The 19414-nt window shown below is 75.5% G+C and carries 11 protein-coding genes; 2 read left to right on the top strand and 9 right to left on the bottom strand.

The features are described from left to right. Positions 1–321 precede the first annotated feature (321 nt). Positions 322–762 (top strand): hypothetical protein, encoded by a 441-nt coding sequence (locus OIE69_RS33170; protein WP_326577993.1) that lies wholly within the window; start codon positions 322–324, stop codon positions 760–762. A gap of 170 nt (positions 763–932) precedes the next feature. Here OIE69_RS33170 and OIE69_RS33165 read toward each other — a convergent pair whose 3' ends face one another. From OIE69_RS33165 to OIE69_RS33125, 9 genes are all read right to left on the bottom strand, one after another. Beyond that, positions 933–5654 (bottom strand): coiled-coil domain-containing protein, encoded by a 4722-nt coding sequence (locus OIE69_RS33165; RefSeq protein ID WP_326577991.1) that lies wholly within the window; start codon positions 5652–5654, stop codon positions 933–935. 80 nt (positions 5655–5734) lie between these two features. Then, a complete protein-coding gene (locus tag OIE69_RS33160) occupies positions 5735–6616 on the bottom strand; it encodes a hypothetical protein (RefSeq protein WP_326577989.1) in 882 nt (293 codons plus the stop codon). Between the two features lie 40 nt (positions 6617–6656). Next, entirely contained in the window at positions 6657–8207 is a 1551-nt protein-coding gene (locus OIE69_RS33155; RefSeq protein ID WP_326577987.1) for a hypothetical protein, read from the bottom strand. 44 nt (positions 8208–8251) lie between these two features. Beyond that, a complete protein-coding gene (locus OIE69_RS33150; protein ID WP_326577985.1) occupies positions 8252–11854 on the bottom strand; it encodes a hydantoinase B/oxoprolinase family protein in 3603 nt (1200 codons plus the stop codon). A 4-nt stretch (positions 11855–11858) separates the two neighbouring features. Continuing rightward, on the bottom strand, positions 11859–12821 hold the full coding sequence (locus tag OIE69_RS33145) for an SGNH/GDSL hydrolase family protein (RefSeq protein ID WP_326577983.1): 963 nt from the start codon (positions 12819–12821) through the stop codon (positions 11859–11861). Continuing rightward, on the bottom strand, positions 12818–13972 hold the full coding sequence (locus tag OIE69_RS33140; RefSeq protein ID WP_326577981.1) for a glycosyltransferase: 1155 nt from the start codon (positions 13970–13972) through the stop codon (positions 12818–12820). Before OIE69_RS33140 ends, OIE69_RS33145 begins: the two co-directional genes overlap by 4 nt. Further along, complete coding sequence (locus tag OIE69_RS33135; protein ID WP_326581492.1) at positions 13969–15090, bottom strand: glycosyltransferase family 4 protein; 1122 nt, start codon at positions 15088–15090, stop codon at positions 13969–13971. Before OIE69_RS33135 ends, OIE69_RS33140 begins: the two co-directional genes overlap by 4 nt. A gap of 122 nt (positions 15091–15212) precedes the next feature. After that, positions 15213–15392, bottom strand: coding sequence for a hypothetical protein (locus OIE69_RS33130; protein WP_326577979.1), 180 nt, complete (start codon positions 15390–15392; stop codon positions 15213–15215). A gap of 606 nt (positions 15393–15998) precedes the next feature. Beyond that, the gene (locus tag OIE69_RS33125) at positions 15999–17423 is read right to left on the bottom strand and encodes a HEAT repeat domain-containing protein (RefSeq protein ID WP_326577977.1); all 1425 of its coding nucleotides are present in this window, start codon (positions 17421–17423) and stop codon (positions 15999–16001) included. Positions 17424–17771: 348 nt separating this feature from the next. Here OIE69_RS33125 and OIE69_RS33120 point away from each other — a divergent pair, with 348 nt between their 5' ends. Beyond that, on the top strand, positions 17772–19259 hold the full coding sequence (locus tag OIE69_RS33120; protein ID WP_326577975.1) for a PP2C family protein-serine/threonine phosphatase: 1488 nt from the start codon (positions 17772–17774) through the stop codon (positions 19257–19259). Positions 19260–19414: the final 155 nt, after the last annotated feature.

Below are 19414 nucleotides of genomic sequence, written 5' to 3'. Positions count from 1 at the left end.
CCTCCCCAACGTCAAACCCGGTCAAGGGCTGTCGTGTTCCGACTGCAAACGGCGCGAGCCTACTACTGCCGGATGACCAAACCGAAAGCGCCGCCTCCGCCCTTGCCCCGGGACGACCCGTTTCGTACGGATGAACAGCCGGTACGGCTGGCCGAAATGCAGTGCACAGGGAACCGACGGGGCCGCTGCCTCGTTTGACCGGCGGGGAGGGGTGCTCCGGATGCGGAGGGCATTCATCGGCGGAAACCGGGCAGCCACTCTGGAGTCGGACATCGGGGATCCGGCACCGCACCACCGGTATGCCGCAGGGGAGCAGATTTCATGGACGACCTCGTCGAGGACGCACTGGATCGCGACATTCCGCCGCGGAAGACACGGCGGCCGTTGTGGGTGGAGGAGCCCGTGGGGCGGCCACGCATGCCCGACCCGGTACGCCGGGCGGCGGTGCGGGCCGTGCTCGTCGTCTCGTTGACCTTGATCGCCGCGGTGATCGCCATGCTGGGGGCGGCCGGCGAGTCCTGGCTCGCGGCGCCGGCGATGCTCACCGCCATAGCCTTCACCGTCGTCGCCACGTGGGCGGTGCTGGACGTGTGGATCACCCGCCAGGTCTGGAACCAGCGCAACGGCGTGGTGTCCAGCCCGAGCAGCGCGGCCCGCAGGCTGCGCCGCGAGCGCAGGCGCGGACGGCGGCGGGCCCGGTCCGAAGCCCGCGCCGCCGCACGGCGCGGGCACCTGTCCGGCACCGGCGCCAGTACCGCCTGAGGAAAGCGCGCCACCCGCGGAACCCGCACCGTCCCGGACGCCCGACCCGAACGGCCTCGATGAACCGGGGCCTTCGGGACGGGTCCGTCCCGGGGCTCCCTGGGGCGGCCAGGGGCCAGCCGCAGGCAAGGAGCAGACCGGCCGGAGCTCGGCCGGAGTCCGGCCGGAGTTCAGCCGCTCTGCGGGGCCGGCTGCTCCGCCGGGCGGCGGAACATCCGCGTCGCCGTGATCTCGCCGTGCACCGGCTCGGACTCCGGGTCCTGCACGGGGAGTCCGGGCCGCAGGTGCTCCTCCACGCTGATGTACTTCAGTCCCGCGCGCAGATCCGCGTCGTTGCGCAGCCGTACGACCAGCGGGAACTCGGCGAGCGCCGTGGTGTCGAACAGGCCCGTGGTGTAGATCAGCTGGACGCCCAGCGCGTCGGCGACCGCGCGCTGCAGCTCCAGCAGGTAGGTGGCGTTGGCGCGGCCGATCGGGTTGTCGAGGAAGAGCGTGCCCGCGTGCCGGTGCCGGTCCCTGCCGCGGTCGTTGCTACGCAGCGCGGCCATCGTGCAGTACAGCGCGATGGCGGCGGTGAGCAGCTGGCCGCCGGAGAAGACGTCGCCCATCTGCCCGACGGGCACGCGCTCGGCGCGCAGCACGGCGTCCGGCTTGAGGATCTCGACGGCCACGCCCCTGGGTTCGAGGCCGGCCGCGACCCCGCGCAGCAGCAGCGACATGCCGTCCCGGCGCAGGTCGGAGTTCTTGCGGACGGCCGCCCGGGTCGCCTCGTCGATCACGGCGCCGAGCCGCTCGTTGAGCGCAGCGTGGTCCGGGTCGTCGAAGCGGATCCGCAGGAACTCCTGCCCCGACCACTCCCCCAGCCCCTCGGGCAGGCGGGACAGCCGCTGCGCCGACCGCAGGGTGGCCAGCGAGGACTCCACCATGCCGCGCAGCCGGTCCACGATGCTGTCGCGGTTGCGCTCCAGCTGCTCCAGTTCGTCGGTCAGGACCCGCAGCCGCGGCGCGAAGGCGGTGTGCCAGGCCTCCGCGTGCTCGGGCAGCGCGGAACCGGGCAGTTCGCGGATCTGCTGGCGGGCCGGGGTGCGCACCTGCTCGTAGCGGGCCGCGTTGGCGTGCCGCACGAGGACGTCGCAGGCCTCGCGCAGCTGCGACTCTGCCGCCGACAGGTCGGCGGCGCAGCCGCGGAGGCTGCGGCGGGACTCGGCGACGGCCGTCCTGGCCGCCTCCAGGGAGCCGGAGTGCGGTTCGGACTCCTCCTCGCCCTCCTCGGGCTGCCGGTCGCCGTCGCGGAGCAGGTCCCGCAGCAGCGCGGCCAGTTCGTCGAAGCCGGTCGCGGCGTCCTCGGCGGAGCGGTGCGCACGGACCAGGTGACCGTGGCCGTCCCGGGCGTGCGCCAGCGCCTCGGTGCGGGCGGCCAGTTCGCCGTTGGCGCCGCGCAGCAGTTCCTGGGCGTGCTCGGCGTCGCGGGGCAGCAGCTCCTCGGGGAGCTCGGTGTGCGCCTCGCCGTCCGCCGGGGCGTGCCGCTCGGACTCGCCGCGCAGCCGGCCGAGCTGCTCGCTGGCCGCGGAGGCACGGGAGTCGAGGGTCGCCACCAGCTGTTCCGCACGGGCGGCCGCGGCCTGGCGCGCGGGACCGTCGGCGCCGTCCGGGCCTTCCAGCAGCAGCGCGGCGCGGGTGCGCACCTTGTTGGTGAGGCGCTCCAGTTCGGTGAGCGCGGACTGCTCGGTGCTCTCGGCACGGGCCTGCTCGGCCCGCAGGTCGGCGCCGACGCCCACCTTCTCGTACACCTGGGAGGCGGCACGATAGGCCTCGCGCAGGGTGGGCAGCGGGCCGGCCGGCCGGCCCGCGCCGTCCTCGTCCTCGAGGGCCTCGTCGGGGGCGCCGGTGATCTCCGAGCGCTCGGCGCGCAGCACACGCGCCGTGCGGCGCGCGTCGTCCGCGGCACGCTGAGCGGCGCGGCGGTCCTCGTCGGCGGCGCGCGCCAGGGTCAGGCAGGCGTCGGCGCGGGTCTCGGCCTCGACGGCGTCCTCGGCCAGCTCCCGGGTCCTGCGCTGCCAGTTGGCCCGCTCCCGCAGCCGGAAGGCGAGACCGGCGAGCGCGTCGGCGGCCCGCCGGGCCTGCTGCGCCGCCTCCTGGCGCTCGTCGCGCACAGCGGTCGACTCGGCGGCGGCCTCGTCGGCCTCCATCCGTACCGAGCGTGCCCCGGCCAGCTCCTCGCGGGCGGCGACCGCGGTCTCCCGGGCGGTCTCCACCGCCGCGGCGAGCTCCGCGAGCCGGCCGCTGGGGCAGCCCGAGCGCCACGAGGAGAGCCGGGCGGCCAGGGTGCGGTCCTCGGCCAGGCGGGCGGCGAGCCCGCGGATGGCCTCCTCGCGGGCGGTCGCGCGGGCGCGCAGCGCCTGCCGCTCGCCGTCGGCGGCCAGTTCGTCGTGCATGGCCGGGTTGGGCGGGACGAGGAAGAGCTCGGGCTCGGCGCCCGCCGGGGGCGGCGGGGCGAGCAGCGCCGCCGCCGTGCCGACCGTGACGGTCGACCGCGGCAGCAGCGCCGCCTGCGCCAGGGCCTCGCGTGCCCTCATGTAGCTCTGCGGGTCGGTGACGACCACGCCGTCCACCAGCTCCGGGCGCGCGGCGAGCACGGCGGCGTGGTCGGCCGGGTCGACGGCCTGCGCGAGGTAGCGCCAGCCGGGAAGCGCCGGGATGCCCTGCTCGCCCAGGTACTCGACGGTGGCGAGGACGTCGGGGCCCGGCGGCAGCAGCCCGCCGTCGCCGAGCGCCGCCAGGATGCGGGCGTCGTCGGCGGCGGCGGTGCGCAGGTCGAACAGCCGGCGCTCGGCGGAGGCCACCGCGCCGTCCAGCATCTCCTGGAGCGGCTCCGCGAAGATGTCGAGTTCGGCCGCGGTCAGCGGGCCCTGCTCGGCGGGGCGCCGTACGTCCGCCTGGGCGCCGCGCCGGGCCGCGGAGGCCTGCGCGGGGATGGCGGGGCCGCGGTCATCGGCGGTCTCCCCCGCCGGGTCCCCCGCCGCGTCGGCCGCGACGGTCCCGGGTGCCTCCGGCAGGCTGAGCAGTCCGGCCAGGCGGGGCTCGGCCGCGAGGGCGTCCGCGACGCGTGACTCGGCGGCATGGGCGGCCTCGGCCGCGGCGAGGGCGTCGGCCGCGCGGGCGGCGGACAGCTCGGCGCGCGCATCGGCGGCGGCGGCCTCCCGGGCCCGGTCACCGGCCCGGCGGGCCGCGTCGCGCGCGGTCTCCGCGGCGGTCGCGGCGGCCTTCTCGGCGTCCGAGGCCTCCAGGGCCGCCCGGGCCGGGTCGGCGTCGGGGGCGGAGTCGTCCAGCCAGCCGGCCCGGACCGCCTCGGCGGTCTCCTGCTCGACCTCCGCCAGCCGCTGCACCAGGTGCCCGGACTCGCTGCGGGCGCGCTGCGCCTCCGTCGCGGCGGCGGTGGCGTCGCGGTGTGCCGCCTCGGACTGCGCCTGGAGTCCCGCTGAGCGTTCCTCCTCCGCGTCCGCCCGCTCGTCGGCGGTGTCCGCGGCGGCCCGCAGGGCGCGGACGAGGTCGCCCGCGGCGGTCGTGCGGGCGGCCAGCGCCGGCGCGGCGTCCCGTTCCGCCTCCCGGATGGCGGCGGTGACGCGGGCCAGGCGGTCGGCGGCGGCCCGGTGCCGCAGCACGATCTCCGCGGCCTGCCAGGCGGACTGCAGGGTACGGGCGTCATTGAGCTCGCGGCGCAGCGCTGCGGCGCTCTTCTCGCCGGCGGCCAGGGCCAGCGAGGCGTGCCGGTAGGCGAGTTCGGCTGCGACCAGGGCGCCGCGGCCGCGGGCGGCCTCGGCGTCGGTGACCGTGTGCGCGGCGCTCGCCGCCTGCTGCGCCAGCTCGGCGGCGCGGCCCCGCTCCTCGCGGGCGCGCGCGGAAAGCCCGCGGGCCAGGGCGCGGGTGCGGCGCTCGGACTGGGCGTGGACACCGCGTGCCTGTTCGCGGGTGGCGGTGGTGTCGACGATGCGGGCGAGCAGTTCGAGGGAGCCCGCCGTGAAGTCCCGTTCCGCGGTGAGCTCGGCCCTGCGGCCCAGCTTGCCGGCGAAACCGTGGACCAGGTCGGCGAGACCGTCGGTGTCCCTGGTGTCGGTGACCGCGCGCAGCAGGAGGTCGGTGAAGTCGGAGTCCTTCTTCACCGCGAAGAGACCGGCCGCCTCGCCCTCGTCGGCGTTCATCTCCCGCTGGTAGCGGAAGAGTTCGGGGTCGAGGCCGAGTTCGCCGAGGTGCTCGTTCCACCGGTCGTGGATCTCCTCCCACACCACCTCCAGGTGCGGGTAGTAGCGTCCGGCGTCCGTCAGGGCGTCGCGGAAGCCCTTCATGGTGCGGCGGCGGCCGCGGGCGCCCGAGGCGCCCTCCGCTGAGGGGCGGACGGCGGTGGACTCGGCCACGGGCAGCGAGTCCAGGCCGAGCCCGGGGCCGGGCCGGAAGGAGTACCAGGCCTCGGCGAACTTGCGCGGGTCAGAGGAGACCTGGCGGCCGCGCCACTCGCTGACCTTGCCGACGACGACCAGCTCGCCTGTGAGCGTGTGCTGCCACTCCAGGGCGACGTGGCCGCAGTCGTCGGCCAGCAGGAACTTGCGGAGCACGCCGGAGCTCGCGCCGCCCAGGGTGTTGCGGTGGCCGGGCAGCATGACGGAGAAGATCAGCTTGAGCAGGACGGACTTGCCGCCGCCGTTCTCCAGGAACAGCACACCGGCCGGCGCCGGACGGCGCGGCGGCCCGGTCGGCTCGTCCTCGAAGAACTCCGCCTGGGCGGGCGCGGGTTGCGGCACGAGTTCGCCGACTCCGCGCAGGTCCAGCACGGTGTCGGCATAGCGCGCGCCGGCGGGCCCGATGGAGTAGAGGCGGACCCGGGACAGCTCGTACATGGGGGGCTCTCGTCGTGGTGGTCTGTGGTCGGCAGGTTCGGGTGGATCGGCGGGATCCGGGCGGCGGGACGGGCCGCCGTTCAGGAGTGGAAGGGCAGGCCCGCCCCGGCCACGAGGCCGAGGTCCTCGCCCTCTTCCGCGGGCATCAGCGCCGCCGACTCACCGGGCCGGGGCACGATGCCCAGGTCGAGGAGCTCGGCCATGGCGGCGCTGCCCGCCATGTCGCGCACCTGGAGCTGGTAACGGGCGGTGGTGCGGTACGTGCCGCCCGACTCGTCACCCGTGCGCTGCAGGAAGCCCGAGTCCACGAGGAAGGAGACGGCCTTGCCCACGATGCCGGTGGTGGAGCCCGCGAGGCGCCGGGCGTCCTTGGTGGCGCCGGTGGAGGTGCGGCGCACATAGACCCGCCAGGCGGCCTCCAGGCCCGGGGCGTCGGTGGCCGGGTCGGTGTTCTCGCCCTGCTCCTCGGCCCGTTCCTCCAGCCGGCGGCAGGCCTGGCGCAGGAAGCCGTCGATGCCGTTGACGGTGACGCGCCCGATGTAGGCGTCGTCGGCGAGGTCCTCCGGTCGCGGGAAGGCCATGGCCGCGGTGGCGAGGTGGGCGAGGCCGTGCAGGAAGCGGTCGCCCGCGTCGGACGCGGCGCGGCGGGAGTAGTCGCCCATACGGACGGCGAAGACCGAGTCCTCACCGGCGGCCAGCGCCATGCCGGCCCGCGGCGAGACCTCCAGCACGACCAGGCCGAGGCCGGCGGCGACGGCGTCGGCCAGCCGCGAGAAAAGGGGCTCCTCGCGGTAGCGGCGGATCAGCTCGGCGTACTCGATGTCGCGCGCGGGCAGCAGCTTCGGCTGGAGGCCGAAGGAGACGAGGCGGGCGGCGTCCGCGGCGTCGCCGGGGGTGACGGCCGCCGGGCCGGGGGCCGCCGCGGGCGGCTGTGTGCTCTCGCCGTCGCGCTGGTCGCTCACGGGGTCGTCTCCTCGGTGCGGATGGTCGGTGCGCTCATCGTCACGCCGCCTCGGACCGCTCGGCGGCCATCCCGGCGGCGTCGAGCCGGGCCGTGCCCACGATCAGGTCGGCGCCGCCGAACTCGGGGTCGTCCAGTTCGGTGCCGTCGTCCACGGCGAACAGCAGCCGCTCCTCGCCCTGGCGGTAGGCGGTGCCGACCGGCGGGCTGGCCGCGTGCACCGCCAGCAGGGCGACCAGGTAGGGCAGTTCGGGGTCGAGGCGGCGGGCCTCGGCGAGCAGCCCGGACAGCCGGCGGGGGGCGTCGTGGGGCAGGTCGAGGAGTTCCAGCGCGGTCTCCAGCTGCTCCTCGCTGAACCGGCTGTCGTCCGGGGTGGCCACGAGGTCGGGCTCGGGCATCTCGGCGCCGAGGTGCTCGCGCTCCACCGGCGGGGTGAGCAGGGCGTCCACGAGGTCGGTGACGCGTACCGAGGCGGGGGTGCGCAGGCCCGTGCCGCGGGCGAACCAGGCGTCGGTGACGCGGGTGGCCTGCTCCACCGGAAGCGGCAGGACGGGCGCGACCAGCTGCCCGTACAGGTCGAGCATGCCGACGAGGGCGCCGCCGCGGGGCGCGGCGAAGGCCTGCCGGTCCTGTTCGGCGCGGAAGATCGGGCCGGCCTCCAGCAGCCGGGACTGCAGCTGGGTGTGGCGGCGGATGCAGTCCTTGACGATGTCGACGAGTTCGGCGGCGCGGCGCTTGTGCTCCGGGTCCTCCGACTCGTCCCTGGCCTTGCGGATGTTGGTCAGGATGGCGTTCTCGTGCCGGTAGCGGTCGGCGACGTGGTCGAGCGCCTCGGCGATCATGTCGGGGACGGTGCGGATCCAGTCGACGGCCCGGACGTTGCGGCGGGTGGCGTCCAGGGCGCGGCGCAGCGTCTCGGCGTACTGCACCGTGCGGTAGCGGGCCTGTTCCGCGGCGAGCTGGGCGTCGGCGAGCCGGCCCCGGTTGATCAGCACCTCGAGCTTGACCTCGGCCGCGATCTGGGCGCTGGTCACGTCGGTGTCGAGGGCGCCGACGAGCACATTGACGGCCTCGTCGGTGGTACGCAGGTAGACGGTGCCGTCGCGACCCGGGACCTCCTCGATCAGCTTGAAGTCGTAGTCGCGGCGGACGTACGCCCCGTCCGCGCCGAAGGTGCCGTAGACCGCGCGGAAGCCGCGGTCGACGCTGCCGACGTTGATCAGGTTCTCCAGGACCCAGCGGCCCACCCGCTCGTGCTCGGCGGCGGCACGGCCGGGGGCCTGGGCGGCGATGCGGGGCAGCAGCCGGGAGATTATCTGGTCGTGGTCGGCGCCGGTGTCGAAGTCCATGTTGAGCGTGACCAGGTCGATGGCGGCCAGGGCGATCTCCGCCATCGCGTAGACCGAGTACTCGCCCGCGAGGTTGGCCTTGCGCGCGTCGAGGTCGTGCAGCGGCGCGGTGCAGGCCAGGGCCTTGAGCCGGCGGGCCAGGCCCTCGTCGGCGGCCGGGCCCGGCGCGGGCCGGACACCGCCGCTGAGCTGGTGCGGAACGGTCGTGGTCACGACGCACAGACTAGGCGCTCGGACCGACATCGTCCCAAACGGCACGGTCCGGGCACCCCCGCGTCCGGAGCCCCTCAGGCGCCGGCGGTCCCGTAGCCGCCCCCGCCGGGCGTGGCGACGACCAGGACGTCACCGGGCCCCACGTCGGCGGAGTCGACCCCGCCGAGCAGGGTGACGGTGCCGTCCGCGCGCTCGATGCGGTTCTCGCCGAGCGCGCCGGGCCCACCGCCCGCCAGGCCGTACGGGGCGACGCGCCGGTGGCCCGACAGCAGGGCGACCGTCATGGGCTCCAGGAAGCGGATGCGGCGCACGGCGCCGCGGCCCCCGTGCCACCGGCCCTCGCCGCCGCTGCCGTCGCGCAGGGCGAAGCCCTCGACGCGGACGGGGTAGCGCCACTCGAGGATCTCGGGGTCGGTGAGCCGGGAGTTGGTCATGTGGGTCTGGACGGCGTCGGCGCCGTCGAAGCCCTCGCCCGCCCCGGCCCCGCTGGCCACCGTCTCGTAGTACTGCACCCGATCGTTGCCGAAGGTGACGTTGTTCATCGTGCCGGAGCCCTCGGCCTGCACCCCGAGCGCCGCGTACAGGGCCCCGGTGACGGCCTGGGAGGTCTCCACGTTGCCGGCGACGGTGGCCGCCGGGTACTGCGGTGCGAGCATCGAGCCCTCGGGGACGCGGACGTCCAGCGGCTTGAGGCAGCCGCTGTTGAGCGGGATGTCGTCGGCGACGAGGGTGCGGAAGACGTAGAGCACGGCGGCCATGACCACGGACCGCGGCGCGTTGAAGTTGCCCTCCTGCTGCGGCGAGGTTCCGGTGAAGTCCAGGACGGCGGAGCGCGCCTCGCGGTCGACGCGTACGGCGACGCGGACGACCGCGCCGTTGTCGGTCTCGTACGCGCACTCGCCGTCGTCCAGGCCCGCGACGATGCGCCGCACGGACTCCTCGGCGTTGTCCTGCACGTGCCGCATGTAGGCGTGCACGACGTCGAGGCCGAACTGCGCGGTCATGCGCCGCAGCTCGGCGATGCCCTTCTCGTTCGCGGCGATCTGCGCGCGCAGGTCGGCGATGTTGGTGTCCGGGTCGCGCGAGGGGTACAGGGCGTCCGCGAGCAGGGCGCGGGTCTCCTCCTCGCGCAGGCGGCCGTCGCGCACCAGCAGCCAGTTGTCGAAGAGGACGCCCTCCTCGTGCACGGTGCGGCTGAAGGCGGGCATCGAGCCGGGGGTGAGGCCGCCGATCTCGGCGTGGTGGCCGCGCGAGGCGACCAGGAAGAGCAGCGACCGCCCCTCCTCGTCGAAGACGGGGGTCACGACGGTGACGTCGGGCAGATGGGTGCCCCCGTGGTAGGGGTCGTTGACGGCGTAGGCGTCTCCCGGGCGCATGGTGCCCTCGTTCCGCCGCAGCACCTCCTTGATGGACTCGCCCATGGAGCCGAGGTGCACGGGGATGTGGGGCGCGTTGGCGATGAGGTTGCCCTCGGGGTCGAACAGGGCGCAGGAAAAGTCCAGGCGCTCCTTGATGTTGACGGAGTGGGCGGTGTTCTCCAGGCGGACGCCCATCTGCTCGGCGATCGACATGAAGAGGTTGTTGAAGATCTCCAGCATCACCGGGTCGACCTCGGTCCCCACCGCCACCCTGCCGGGCCGCGGCCGCACCCGGGTGAGCAGGAGGTGGCCGTGCTCGCCGACCGCGGCGCGCCAGCCGGGGTCGACGACGGTCGTCGCGTCGGCCTCGGCGATCACGGCGGGCCCGTCCAGGGTGTCGCCCGGCCGCATCCCGTCCCTGCGGAACAGGGGGCAGTCCTGCCGCCGGCCCTCCGCGTACAGGGACACCTCGGCGGCCGGTCGCAACGGGCCCTCGCGGGCCGGCAGCTCCACGAAGTGGCGTCCCCGCGGGCCCGCGGAGCCGACCGCCTCGACCGAGACCGCCTCCACGACCAGGGGCTTGTCCATGGTGAAGGCGTAGCGGGCGCGGTGCTCGGCGGTGAACGCCTCGCACATGTCCTCGACGGTCCCGAACGGCACGGGGAGCGCCGCGTCGGTGCCCGCGTAGCGGACGTGGACGCGGGTGACGGTCTCCACGGTGTCGTCGGGCACCCCGTCCTCGCGCAGTTGGGCGCGGGCCAGGCCGTCGAGTTCGTCGCGGGCCTCCCGCAGGGCGGCCCGCCCGTCCTCGGTGAGCCCGCTCTCCACGGAGCGCTCCCGCATGGCGGTGGCGTCGGCCAGGCCGATCCCGTACGCGGACAGCACACCCGCCAGCGGGGGCACGACGACCGTGTCGACGGACAGCGCGTCGGCGACCGCGCAGGCGTGCTGCCCGCCGGCCCCGCCGAAGCTGGTGAGGGCGTAGCGGGTGATGTCGTGGCCGCGCTGCACGGAGATCTTCTTGACCGCGCCGGCCATGTTGAGGACGGCGATCTCCAGGCAGCCCGCGGCGACCTCCTCCGGAGTGCGGCGGTCGCCGGTCGCGGCGGCGGCCTCGTCGGCGAGCCGCGCGAAACCGGCGCGGACGGTCCCGGTGTCCAGCGGCTGGTCGCCGTCCGGGCCGAAGACGGCCGGGAAGTGCGCCGCCTGGACACGGCCGAGCATCACATTGGCGTCGGTGACGGTCAGCGGGCCGCCGCGCCGGTAGCAGGCGGGGCCGGGGTCGGCGCCCGCGGAGTCGGGGCCGACGCGATAGCGCTGCCCGTCGAAGTGCAGGACGGAGCCGCCGCCCGCCGCCACCGTGTGGATGTTCATCATGGGCGCCCGCATCCGTACGCCCGCCACCTGGGTGCCGAGGACGCGTTCCAGTTCGCCCGCCCAGTGGGAGACGTCGGTGGAGGTGCCGCCCATGTCGAAACCCACGACCCGGTCGAACCCGGCCTGCCGGGAGGCGCGGACCATGCCGACCACCCCTCCGGCGGGTCCGGACAGCACGGCGTCCTTGCCCCGGAAGTGACCGGCCTCGCGGAGCCCGCCGTTGGACTGCATGAACATCAGCCGGACACCTCGCAGCTCGGCGGCCACCTCGTCCACGTAGCGGCGCAGGATCGGCGACAGATAGGCGTCCACCACGGTGGTGTCGCCGCGCGGGATCAGCTTGATCAGCGGGCTCACCTCGTGGGAGCAGCTGATCCGGTCGAATCCGGCCTCGCGTGCCGCCCGCGCCACGGCCTGCTCGTGGGCGGGATGGCGGTAGCCGTGCAGCAGGACGACGGCGAGGCTCGTCAGGCCGTCCCGGCGGGCCTCGCGCAGGGCGGCGCCGACGGCGGTGGGGTCGAGGGGCCGGACGACCTCGCCGTGCGCGTCGACGCGTTCGCGGACCTCGACGACGCGGTCGTAGAGCGCCTCGGGGAGGACGATCCTGCGGTCGAAGAGCCGCGGCCGGTTCTGGTACGCGATGCGCAGCGCGTCGCGGAAGCCCTCGGTGACGACCAGGAGGGTCGGCTCCCCCTTGCGTTCCAGGAGGGCGTTGGTGGCGACCGTGGTGCCCATCTTGACGGCGGAGATGCGGTCGGCGGGCACGGGTTCGCCGGGGCCCAGTCCCAGCATGCGCCGGATGCCCTCGACGGGGGCGTCCCGGTAGCGCCCGGGGTCGTGGGAGAGCAGCTTGCACGTCTCCAGGCCGCCGTCGGGCCGTCTGGCGACGACGTCGGTGAAGGTGCCGCCCCGGTCGATCCAGAACTCCCAGCGTCCGGTCACGCCCTCATTGTCCCAGGGACGTCCCTCCCAGGCGGGCCAGCGCACCGGCCGTGGCGTCCCGGGAGCGCAGGTCCAGCAGCCCGTCGGTGCCCGCCAGCCGGTGCCGGGCCTCCCGGCCGGCGAGCCGCAGCAGGTCGGGCAGCAGATCGGTGCAGCGGTCGGCGACCCAGCGGGTGCCCTTGGTCGCCATCCACCACACGCTCGCCGCGGCGCCCGGTCCCGGGCCGCCGGGGGTCGTGGACGGCGGTGCGCCGTCCGACAGGCCGCGGGCCGCCAGGAGGTCGTGGAACTCGCGGGCCAGCAGCCGGTGGCCGAGTTCGCTGGGATGCAGCCGGTCCGCGCTCCAGGATGCGCGGTCGGCCACCCACGGGTGGCGGGCGGCGTGCAGGTGCACGGCTCCGTACCGCTCGGACAGGACGTGCACGACCTGGTTCAGGGCTGCCATCCGGCGGCCGAGCGGGCGGGCGAGCGGCCACGGCAGGCCCAGCATGCGGCCGGGGTCCGGCAGACAGGCGGTGAGCACCTCGGCTCCGTGGGCGCGCAGTTGGGCCAGGACGGTGTCCAGGCGGCGGGCGACGGTCTCGATGTCGAAGCTGCCGCGCAGCGTGTCGTTGGCGCCGATCACCACGGAGGCCAGGTGCGGCCGGTGGTCCAGGGCGCAGGGCAGTTGGTCCTCGACGACGTCCTTGGTGAGGGCACCGCTGCGGGAGCAGTTGAGCAGGCGCACGGCCGAGGGCTCGGCGGCCAGCCCTTGCGCCAGGAGCGGCGCCCAGCCGCGCCAGCCGGCGGCGACGGGGTCGCCGAGGCCCTCGGTGAGCGAGTCGCCGAGCGCGGCGAAACGTATCTCCTTCGTGCCGGTGGAGGCGCCACCGGCCTGGGCGGGTGCCGCGGCCCCGGTTCCGGTGGGCAGGTGGGCCGCGGGTCTGGGACGTCCGGGGACGGTGGGCGCCTGCGTGCCCGTCGTCATGGCGTGACCTCCGGGGCGGTGAGCCGGGGCGCGGCGTCGTGGGCGGCGAGGAAGGCGCTGACCGCGGTCGGCCAGCCGTAACGCTCGGCCTGGGCGCGGGCGATGGCGCGGCGCATGGGCTCGGGACGGGACAGCAGGTGGCCGACGGCGTCCGCGAAGGCGGGGCCGTCGTCGGTGGCGGCGGCACCGGCCGGGCCCAGGATGTCGGGCAGCGCGGACAGCGCGCTGGCGACGACCGGGGTGCCGCAGGCGAGGGCCTCCAGGGCGGACAGGCCGAACGTCTCCACCGGGCCCGGGGCCAGGACCACGTCGGCGGTGGCCTGGAGGGAGGACAGGGCGCGGCGGACCGGGACGTGCCCGAGAAAGGTGACCGGCAGCCGGGACTCCCGGGCCCGGGCCTCCAGACGGGCGCGCATGGGTCCGTCCCCGGCGACGACGAGGACGGCGTCCACGCCCCGGTGCCGCATGTGGGCGAGGGCCTCCAGGGCGCGTCCCGGCCGCTTCTCGGGCGACAGGCGCGAGCACATCACCAGCAGCACCTCGGCGTTGCCGGCGTACCGGGCGCGCAACTCCGGGTCGTGGTGCGCCGGGTGGCACGCCTCGAGGTCGACACCGAGCGGCGCACGTACGACGTTGCGGGCCCCGATCCGCTCGAACTCCGCCGCCGCCCAGGCCGTCGTGCAGACGATGCGCGAGTACACGTGCGCGCTGCGGCGGTTGAGCCGGTCGGCGGCACCCTGGGCGAGGCCGCTGGGCAGGCCCCAGGTGCGCAGCACACCGTCGACGCTCTCGTGGGACACCATGACGGACGGCACGCGGCGGCGGCGCGCCCACTCCCCGGTCCAGCGCAGCGTCGTGCGGTCGGAGACCTCCAGGCGGTCCGGGCGCAGGCCGTTCAGCACCGCCTCCAGCCGGGCCCGGCCGGTCAGCACGCGGTAACCGCCGGTGCCGGCCACCAGGGGGCCGGGGAGCGTGATGACGCGGCCCTGCGGGGTGATCTCGTCCTTGGCGGCGGGACCCGGGACGATCAGGACCGGGTCGTGGCCGGCCGCGAGATAGCCCTCGCCGAGGTGGCGCAGGGCGGTGCGCAGGCCTCCGGAGGTGGGCGTGACGAAGTTCGCCAGCCGGACGATGCGCAGCCGGCCGGTCATGCCGCCACCGCCGTACGGGCGTCGAGCACCTGCGCGTAGTGCTGCAGGAGCAGGTCGCCGACGGCCTCCCAGGTACGTGCGGCCACGTCGGCGCGCCCCTCGGCGCCGAATTGGTCGCGCATCGCCGGAGCGCTCGCCAGCAGCCGTACGGCGCCGGTGAAGGCGTCCACGTCGCCGGGCGGCACGAGCAGCCCGGTGCGGCCGTGGTCGACGAGGTCGAGCGGACCGCCGGCGGCGGGGGCGACCACGGGCAGCCCGCTGGCCATCGCCTCCTGGACGGTCTGGCAGAACGTCTCGAACGGCCCGGTGTGGACGAAGACGTCGAGCGAGGCGTAGATCCGGGCCAGGTCGTGCCCGGTACGGCGGCCCAGGAACACCGCGCCCGGCAGCGCCTCGCGCAGCCCGGGCGCGCTCGGGCCGTCGCCGACGACGACCACCTTCACCCCGGACAGCCCGCAGGCGCCGGCCAGCAGCTCCACGTGCTTCTCCGGGGCCAGGCGGCCGATGTAGCCGACCAGGACCTCGCCGTTCGGGGCGAGTTCACGACGCAGCGCCTCGTCGCGGTGGGCCGCGTCGAAGCGTACGGAGTCCACGCCGCGCGGCCACAGGTGCACGCGCGGGACGCCGTGCGCCTCCAGGTCCTGCTGGGAGGCGCTGGACGGCGCGAGCGTGCGGTCGGCTGCCGTGTGCACGGCGCGGATCCGGCGCCACGCGGTGCTCTCGCCGAGGCTCAGGTAGGTGCGGGCGTACCCCGCCAGGTCGGTCTGGTAGACGGCGACCGCGGGGATGTGCTGCCGGGTGGCCGCGGCCATGCCGCGCACCCCGAGGATGAACGGGCTGGCCAGGTGGACGAGTTCGGCACTGTGCGCGGCGATCGCCGCCGCGGTCCTGCGGCCGGGGAGCGCCACCCGGACCTGCGGGTAGCCGGGCAGCGGCAGCGACGGCACGCGCACGACGGGGCACGGTTCGTCGCCGGCAGTGGACTCGTGCGGGCCGGCCGGTGCTATGACCAGAGGCTCGTGGCCCCTGCGGACCAGATGTTCGGCCGTGCGCAACGCGCAGTGGGCCACTCCGTTGACGTCGGGTGGGAAGGACTCCGTGACGATGGCTACTCGCATACGGACGTTGTCGGCTCCCCGGGCGTTGTCCGGGTCACGTGGATCTTTCACCTTGGGGAACGTGCCGTGAGCGTTGGCCCCGGATCGGGCCTTCCGGCCGCTGCGCGACTCCCCCCGGGGGCTCAGGCGCCGCTCGAAGGTCCCGGCAGGAGTTCGGCGCCGAGCACCGGTTCGGCGGTCAGGGCGGCGTACGGGAGGCCGGCGCCGAGCCCTTCGGCGAGGTGGTGGAAGAGACCGCGCGGACCTCGGCCGTGTCGTCGAACGCCCTCCCCCAGCCTTCGGCCGGGGGTGCCCCCAGGCACGGCACTCCCCCAGCCTTCGGCCAGGGGGAGTTGCCGAATCGTCCGAGTTGCCCACTACGAGGACGACTCTCCGCCTCGCGATGCACCGCACCTGGGGGCACCTCCCAGCGGTAGCTGGGGGAGCTCATGTGACGACACGGCCCAGGGGCCCGGGGTCGCCCTCCTCGGGCACGGCTCCCAGGGCGCGCAGGGCGGGGGCGAACCGCTGGGGATCGCGGCCGGTGAAGCCGTCCGGGTGGCGGCCCGTCAGGGTGTGGATGCCGGTGACCGGGTGCCCGCCCTCGGTGTGGCGGGACTGTGCCGTCGGCTTCTCGCCGGCGTGCGGCGCCGGGGCCTGTGTCCCCGCCGGGACGCCGGGCGGCAGCCGGTCGTCCCGGACGCGTCGCCGACCGCCGGGGTCCCCGTACCCGCGGCGCCGACGACGTACCCCTCGTCGGCGTACTGCAGGTCGCCGGACTCGTCGGCCGGTTCCTCCTGGCCGCGCGGGGCCGTCCGCGCCCGTCCGCTCCGGGAGTTCCCGCGGTGGCCGGCCTCTGCCGTCCTCCCGCTCCGGCTCCGCGCCCCGGCGGCGGCGTACGAGCGGACGGCGACCACCGTGGCCCGGGGTCAGCGCGCGGGGTCCCCGGAGCTGAGGCGGCCGCGGACGGCGGTCTGGACCTCGGCCTCCTCCGCGGGATCCGCGGCGAGGCTGCGCAGCCGGGCCAGGACGCGGACGTCCGCGGTCGTGGCCGTACGGGCGGCGAGTTCGCGGGTCGTCTCCTCGCAGTCCCACAGGCACTCGACGGCGAGCCCGGCGCCGAAGCTGGGATCGGTGCGGCCGAGGGCGTGGGCGGCGACGCCGCGCACCTGCGAGGAGCTGGTCTCGCGGTAGACGTGGCGCAGCACGGGGGCGGCGCACTCGATGGCGAGCCGGCCGGCCCCCTCGACGAGCACGGCCAGGCCCTCGGCGTCGGCGCCCTCGCGCTGGACGAGGCGGCGCAGCGCGCCGAGGACGCGGTCGGCGTCCTGTTCGCCGCCGCGACAGGCGAGCATGCGGGCGGCGGCCGCGCCGAGGACGTCCTCGCGGCGTGACCAGGCGCGGGCCCGGGTGAGGGCGGCGACGCTGCGCATCCGCTCGAAGGACTCGACGGCAGCGCGGGCGACGACTTCGGACGTGCTGAGGGCGGCGGCCTCGATGAGGTCGAGGGCCTCGCGGTCCTGGCGGTCGGACAGGTGGCGGAGGGCGGCCGCGCGGGCCGCCTCGGGACCGCCGCGGGCCGACCGGACGAGCTCCTCGCGGTCCTCGGGGCCGGCGACGGCGGCGAGGCAGCGGGCGGCGGGGGCGTCGCGGTGTTGCGGCGGGTGGGCGGCCAGGCCTTCCTGTGCCCATTCGAGCACGGCGCCCACGCTCCAGCCGGGGGTCGGCCCGGCGGGCCGCATCTGGCGCTGCCATCGGTCGAAGGCGGTCTGTTCCGATGCCTTGCGCACGCGTTCGGAGACGACCGGGTCCGGATCCTCGGCCCACAACCGCCAGGGCCGCGGCTCGTACGCCTCGCGGAGCGCGGCGGCGAGCTGACCGTCACCCTCCGTGGTCATGGGGAAACGGGCGAGCACGGCCGGACCGAGCGCACGCAGCGCGTCGTCCTCGTCACGTACGGCGAGCTCGTCCAGGGCCCACTCCCAGTTGCCGCCGGTGGCCGCGTAGCGGCGCAGCAGCAGGACGGCGTCCCTGCGGCCGTAGCCGGCGAGGTGCCCGAGGACGGACAGGGCCAGGCCGCAGCGGTGCTCGTCCGGGCTGATGATGTCGTCGGGGTGGAAGAGGTGCTGTTCGATCCCGTCGAGCGGGCCCTCGAGTTCCGAGTAGAGGCGCGCGTAATAGAGGGAGCGGGACTCCACGCGCCAGTCGTGACGGGGGTCGCGCAGGACGCACTGCTCCAGCGCGGCGAGCGCGTCGGCTCGCTGCGCCGCGAGGGCGTGCAGGGTCCCGTCTCCGCGTCCTCTCTGGAGGAGGCCGAGAAGGGTACCGCTGGGCGCTATGTCGGGGTCGAACATGAGGTCAGCATCCGGTGCGGGGGGTTGGTTGGCAACGGGATTTTCCGTTACCGGCTGCGAGGTATCTTCGCAGATCGTCCCGGGTTCAAACCCTTTGCGCGGCACCCGGGCAGCCCCTGAGCACGCTCACGGGCGGAGTCCCGCAGCTTACCCGGACCGGGGCATTCCGCGGAGTCCTCCGAGCGTGGGGGCACCCCAGGCTTCTGGCATATGCCTGCAGCACCACCGGATCGGGTATTGCAGAAACCCTTACGGGCCATCACTCCTTGTGCAAGAGTCGTGACCGGCCCATCCGTACGGCCCCCGTTGAGGCCGGCGCCCGGTTCGGAGACATGTTCGGAGAGCGTCATGCCGCCCCATTTGCATGAGGATCGCGCCACCGCGAAGCCTGAGCCCGGCACCGTGGACGCGCTCATCTCCCAGACCCGCCAGCTGCGCGGCAAGGTCGACGCCGTCCGCCGCGACGCCGCCGCGGAGGACGAGGAGGACCCGCAGCTGCGCTGGCAGCGCGCGCTGTGCGACCTCGCCGTCCACCAGCTCGACGACCTGGGCGCGCACCTCGGGCAGCTGCGTGACGGCCTCCCCGACCTCGGCCACCGGGAGGCGGCCGCCGGGCCCGGCGCCGCCGCCCACGCGGCCCGCCCGCCGCGGGAGGTGCCCGTCCCCGCACCGGTCCCCGGTGCCGTGATGGCCCTGGGGCGGGCCGGCAGCGCCGAGTGGAACCTGGTCACGGACGGTGTCCAGTGGTCGGACGAGCTCTACCGCATCTTCGGCCGCACCCGCGAGGACGGGCCGCTGACCCTGGACGAGCTGCCCTCCTGGCTGTTCGCCGAGGACCAGCAGACCCTCACCGCGGCCGTGACCGGCTGCCTGGTGGACGCCCGGCCGATCGACTGCGAGTTCCGCATCGTCCGCCCGGACGGTGCCGTGCGTACGGTGCACATGGTGGGCGAGCCGGTGCTCGACGCCGCCGGCGCCACCGCCTCGATGTGGGCGGTGCTCCGCGACGTCAGCGAACTGCGCCGCAGCCAGCGGACGCTGCGCGAGACCCGTGACTCGCTGCAGCGCGAGCGGCAGATCGCGCAGACCGAGCGGCGGCTGGCGGTCGAGCTGCAGGAAGCCGTGCTGCCGCCGTGGCGCGGTTCCCTGCGGTTCCCGCAAGAGGGCGGCCCCACCACGATCGACCTCGCCGCCCACTACCTCCCCTCCTCGACGGGCACCCTCGTCGGCGGCGACTGGTACGACGCGCTGCAACTGCCCGACGGCTCCGCGCTGCTCACCGTGGGCGACCTGACCGGGCACGGGGTCTCCGCCACCTCCGGCATGGCCATGCTCCTCGGCGCGCTGCGCGGTATGGCGATGACGGGGCTGGACCCGGCCCCGCTGCTCGGCGGGCTCAACCAGCTGCTGGACAGCTCCGCACAGCCCGCGCTGGGCAGCGCCCTGTGCTGCCGCTACCGCCCGGAGGACCGCTCCCTGGTGTGGGCGCAGGCCGGACACCCCGCCCCGCTGCTCTTCCGCGACGGGACGGGGCGGCCGCTCGACGCACCCGAGGGCGTGCTGCTGGGCGCCACGTCGGGCGCGCAGTACGGCCAGGCCACCGAGCAGCTGCTCCCCGGCGACCTGCTGGTGCTGCACACCGACGGCCTGCTGCCGCGCCGTTCGGGTCCGGTGGCGGCCTCGGACACGGCCGCCGCGGTGCGGCACCTGCTGGGACTCGGCCCGAGGTTCGCCCGGGCCCGTACCCCTCAGGAGTGCGTGCGCATCGTGGTGGAGGAACTCGGCGCCCCCGAGCGCGAGGACGACGCCTGCGTGCTCATCGCCAAGTTCCGCTGAGGTCCTCGGCTGCGCCGAGGTCCACAGCTGCGCCACCAATCCGGCACCGACCCTTCACGAGCCCCGCGCGAAACCCGCACCCCATACGGGTGCGGATCCGGAGGCCGTGTCATGACATGTCGATGTGTCGACAGGAGGAGGACATCCGGGAGAGC

The organism is Actinacidiphila glaucinigra (genome assembly GCF_035918135.1).
Taxonomy (GTDB): Bacteria; Actinomycetota; Actinomycetes; order Streptomycetales; family Streptomycetaceae; genus Actinacidiphila; species Actinacidiphila glaucinigra.
The sequence above is the reverse complement of the archived record's forward strand: the minus strand, read 5'-3'. Positions and strand labels throughout refer to the sequence as shown.

Bases quoted from the DNA above. Each gene is read 5' to 3' on its own strand.
- OIE69_RS33145 (WP_326577983.1), bottom strand. From the start codon at position 12,821: ATGACGACGGGCACGCAGGCGCCCACCGTCCCCGGACGTCCCAGACCC.
- OIE69_RS33155 (WP_326577987.1), bottom strand. From the start codon at position 8,207: ATGTCGGTCCGAGCGCCTAGTCTGTGCGTCGTGACCACGACCGTTCCG.
- OIE69_RS33135 (WP_326581492.1), bottom strand. From the start codon at position 15,090: ATGCGAGTAGCCATCGTCACGGAGTCCTTCCCACCCGACGTCAACGGA.
- OIE69_RS33120 (WP_326577975.1), top strand. From the start codon at position 17,772: ATGCCGCCCCATTTGCATGAGGATCGCGCCACCGCGAAGCCTGAGCCC.
- OIE69_RS33165 (WP_326577991.1), bottom strand. From the start codon at position 5,654: ATGTACGAGCTGTCCCGGGTCCGCCTCTACTCCATCGGGCCCGCCGGC.
- OIE69_RS33140 (WP_326577981.1), bottom strand. From the start codon at position 13,972: ATGACCGGCCGGCTGCGCATCGTCCGGCTGGCGAACTTCGTCACGCCC.
- OIE69_RS33170 (WP_326577993.1), top strand. From the start codon at position 322: ATGGACGACCTCGTCGAGGACGCACTGGATCGCGACATTCCGCCGCGG.
- OIE69_RS33125 (WP_326577977.1), bottom strand. From the start codon at position 17,423: ATGTTCGACCCCGACATAGCGCCCAGCGGTACCCTTCTCGGCCTCCTC.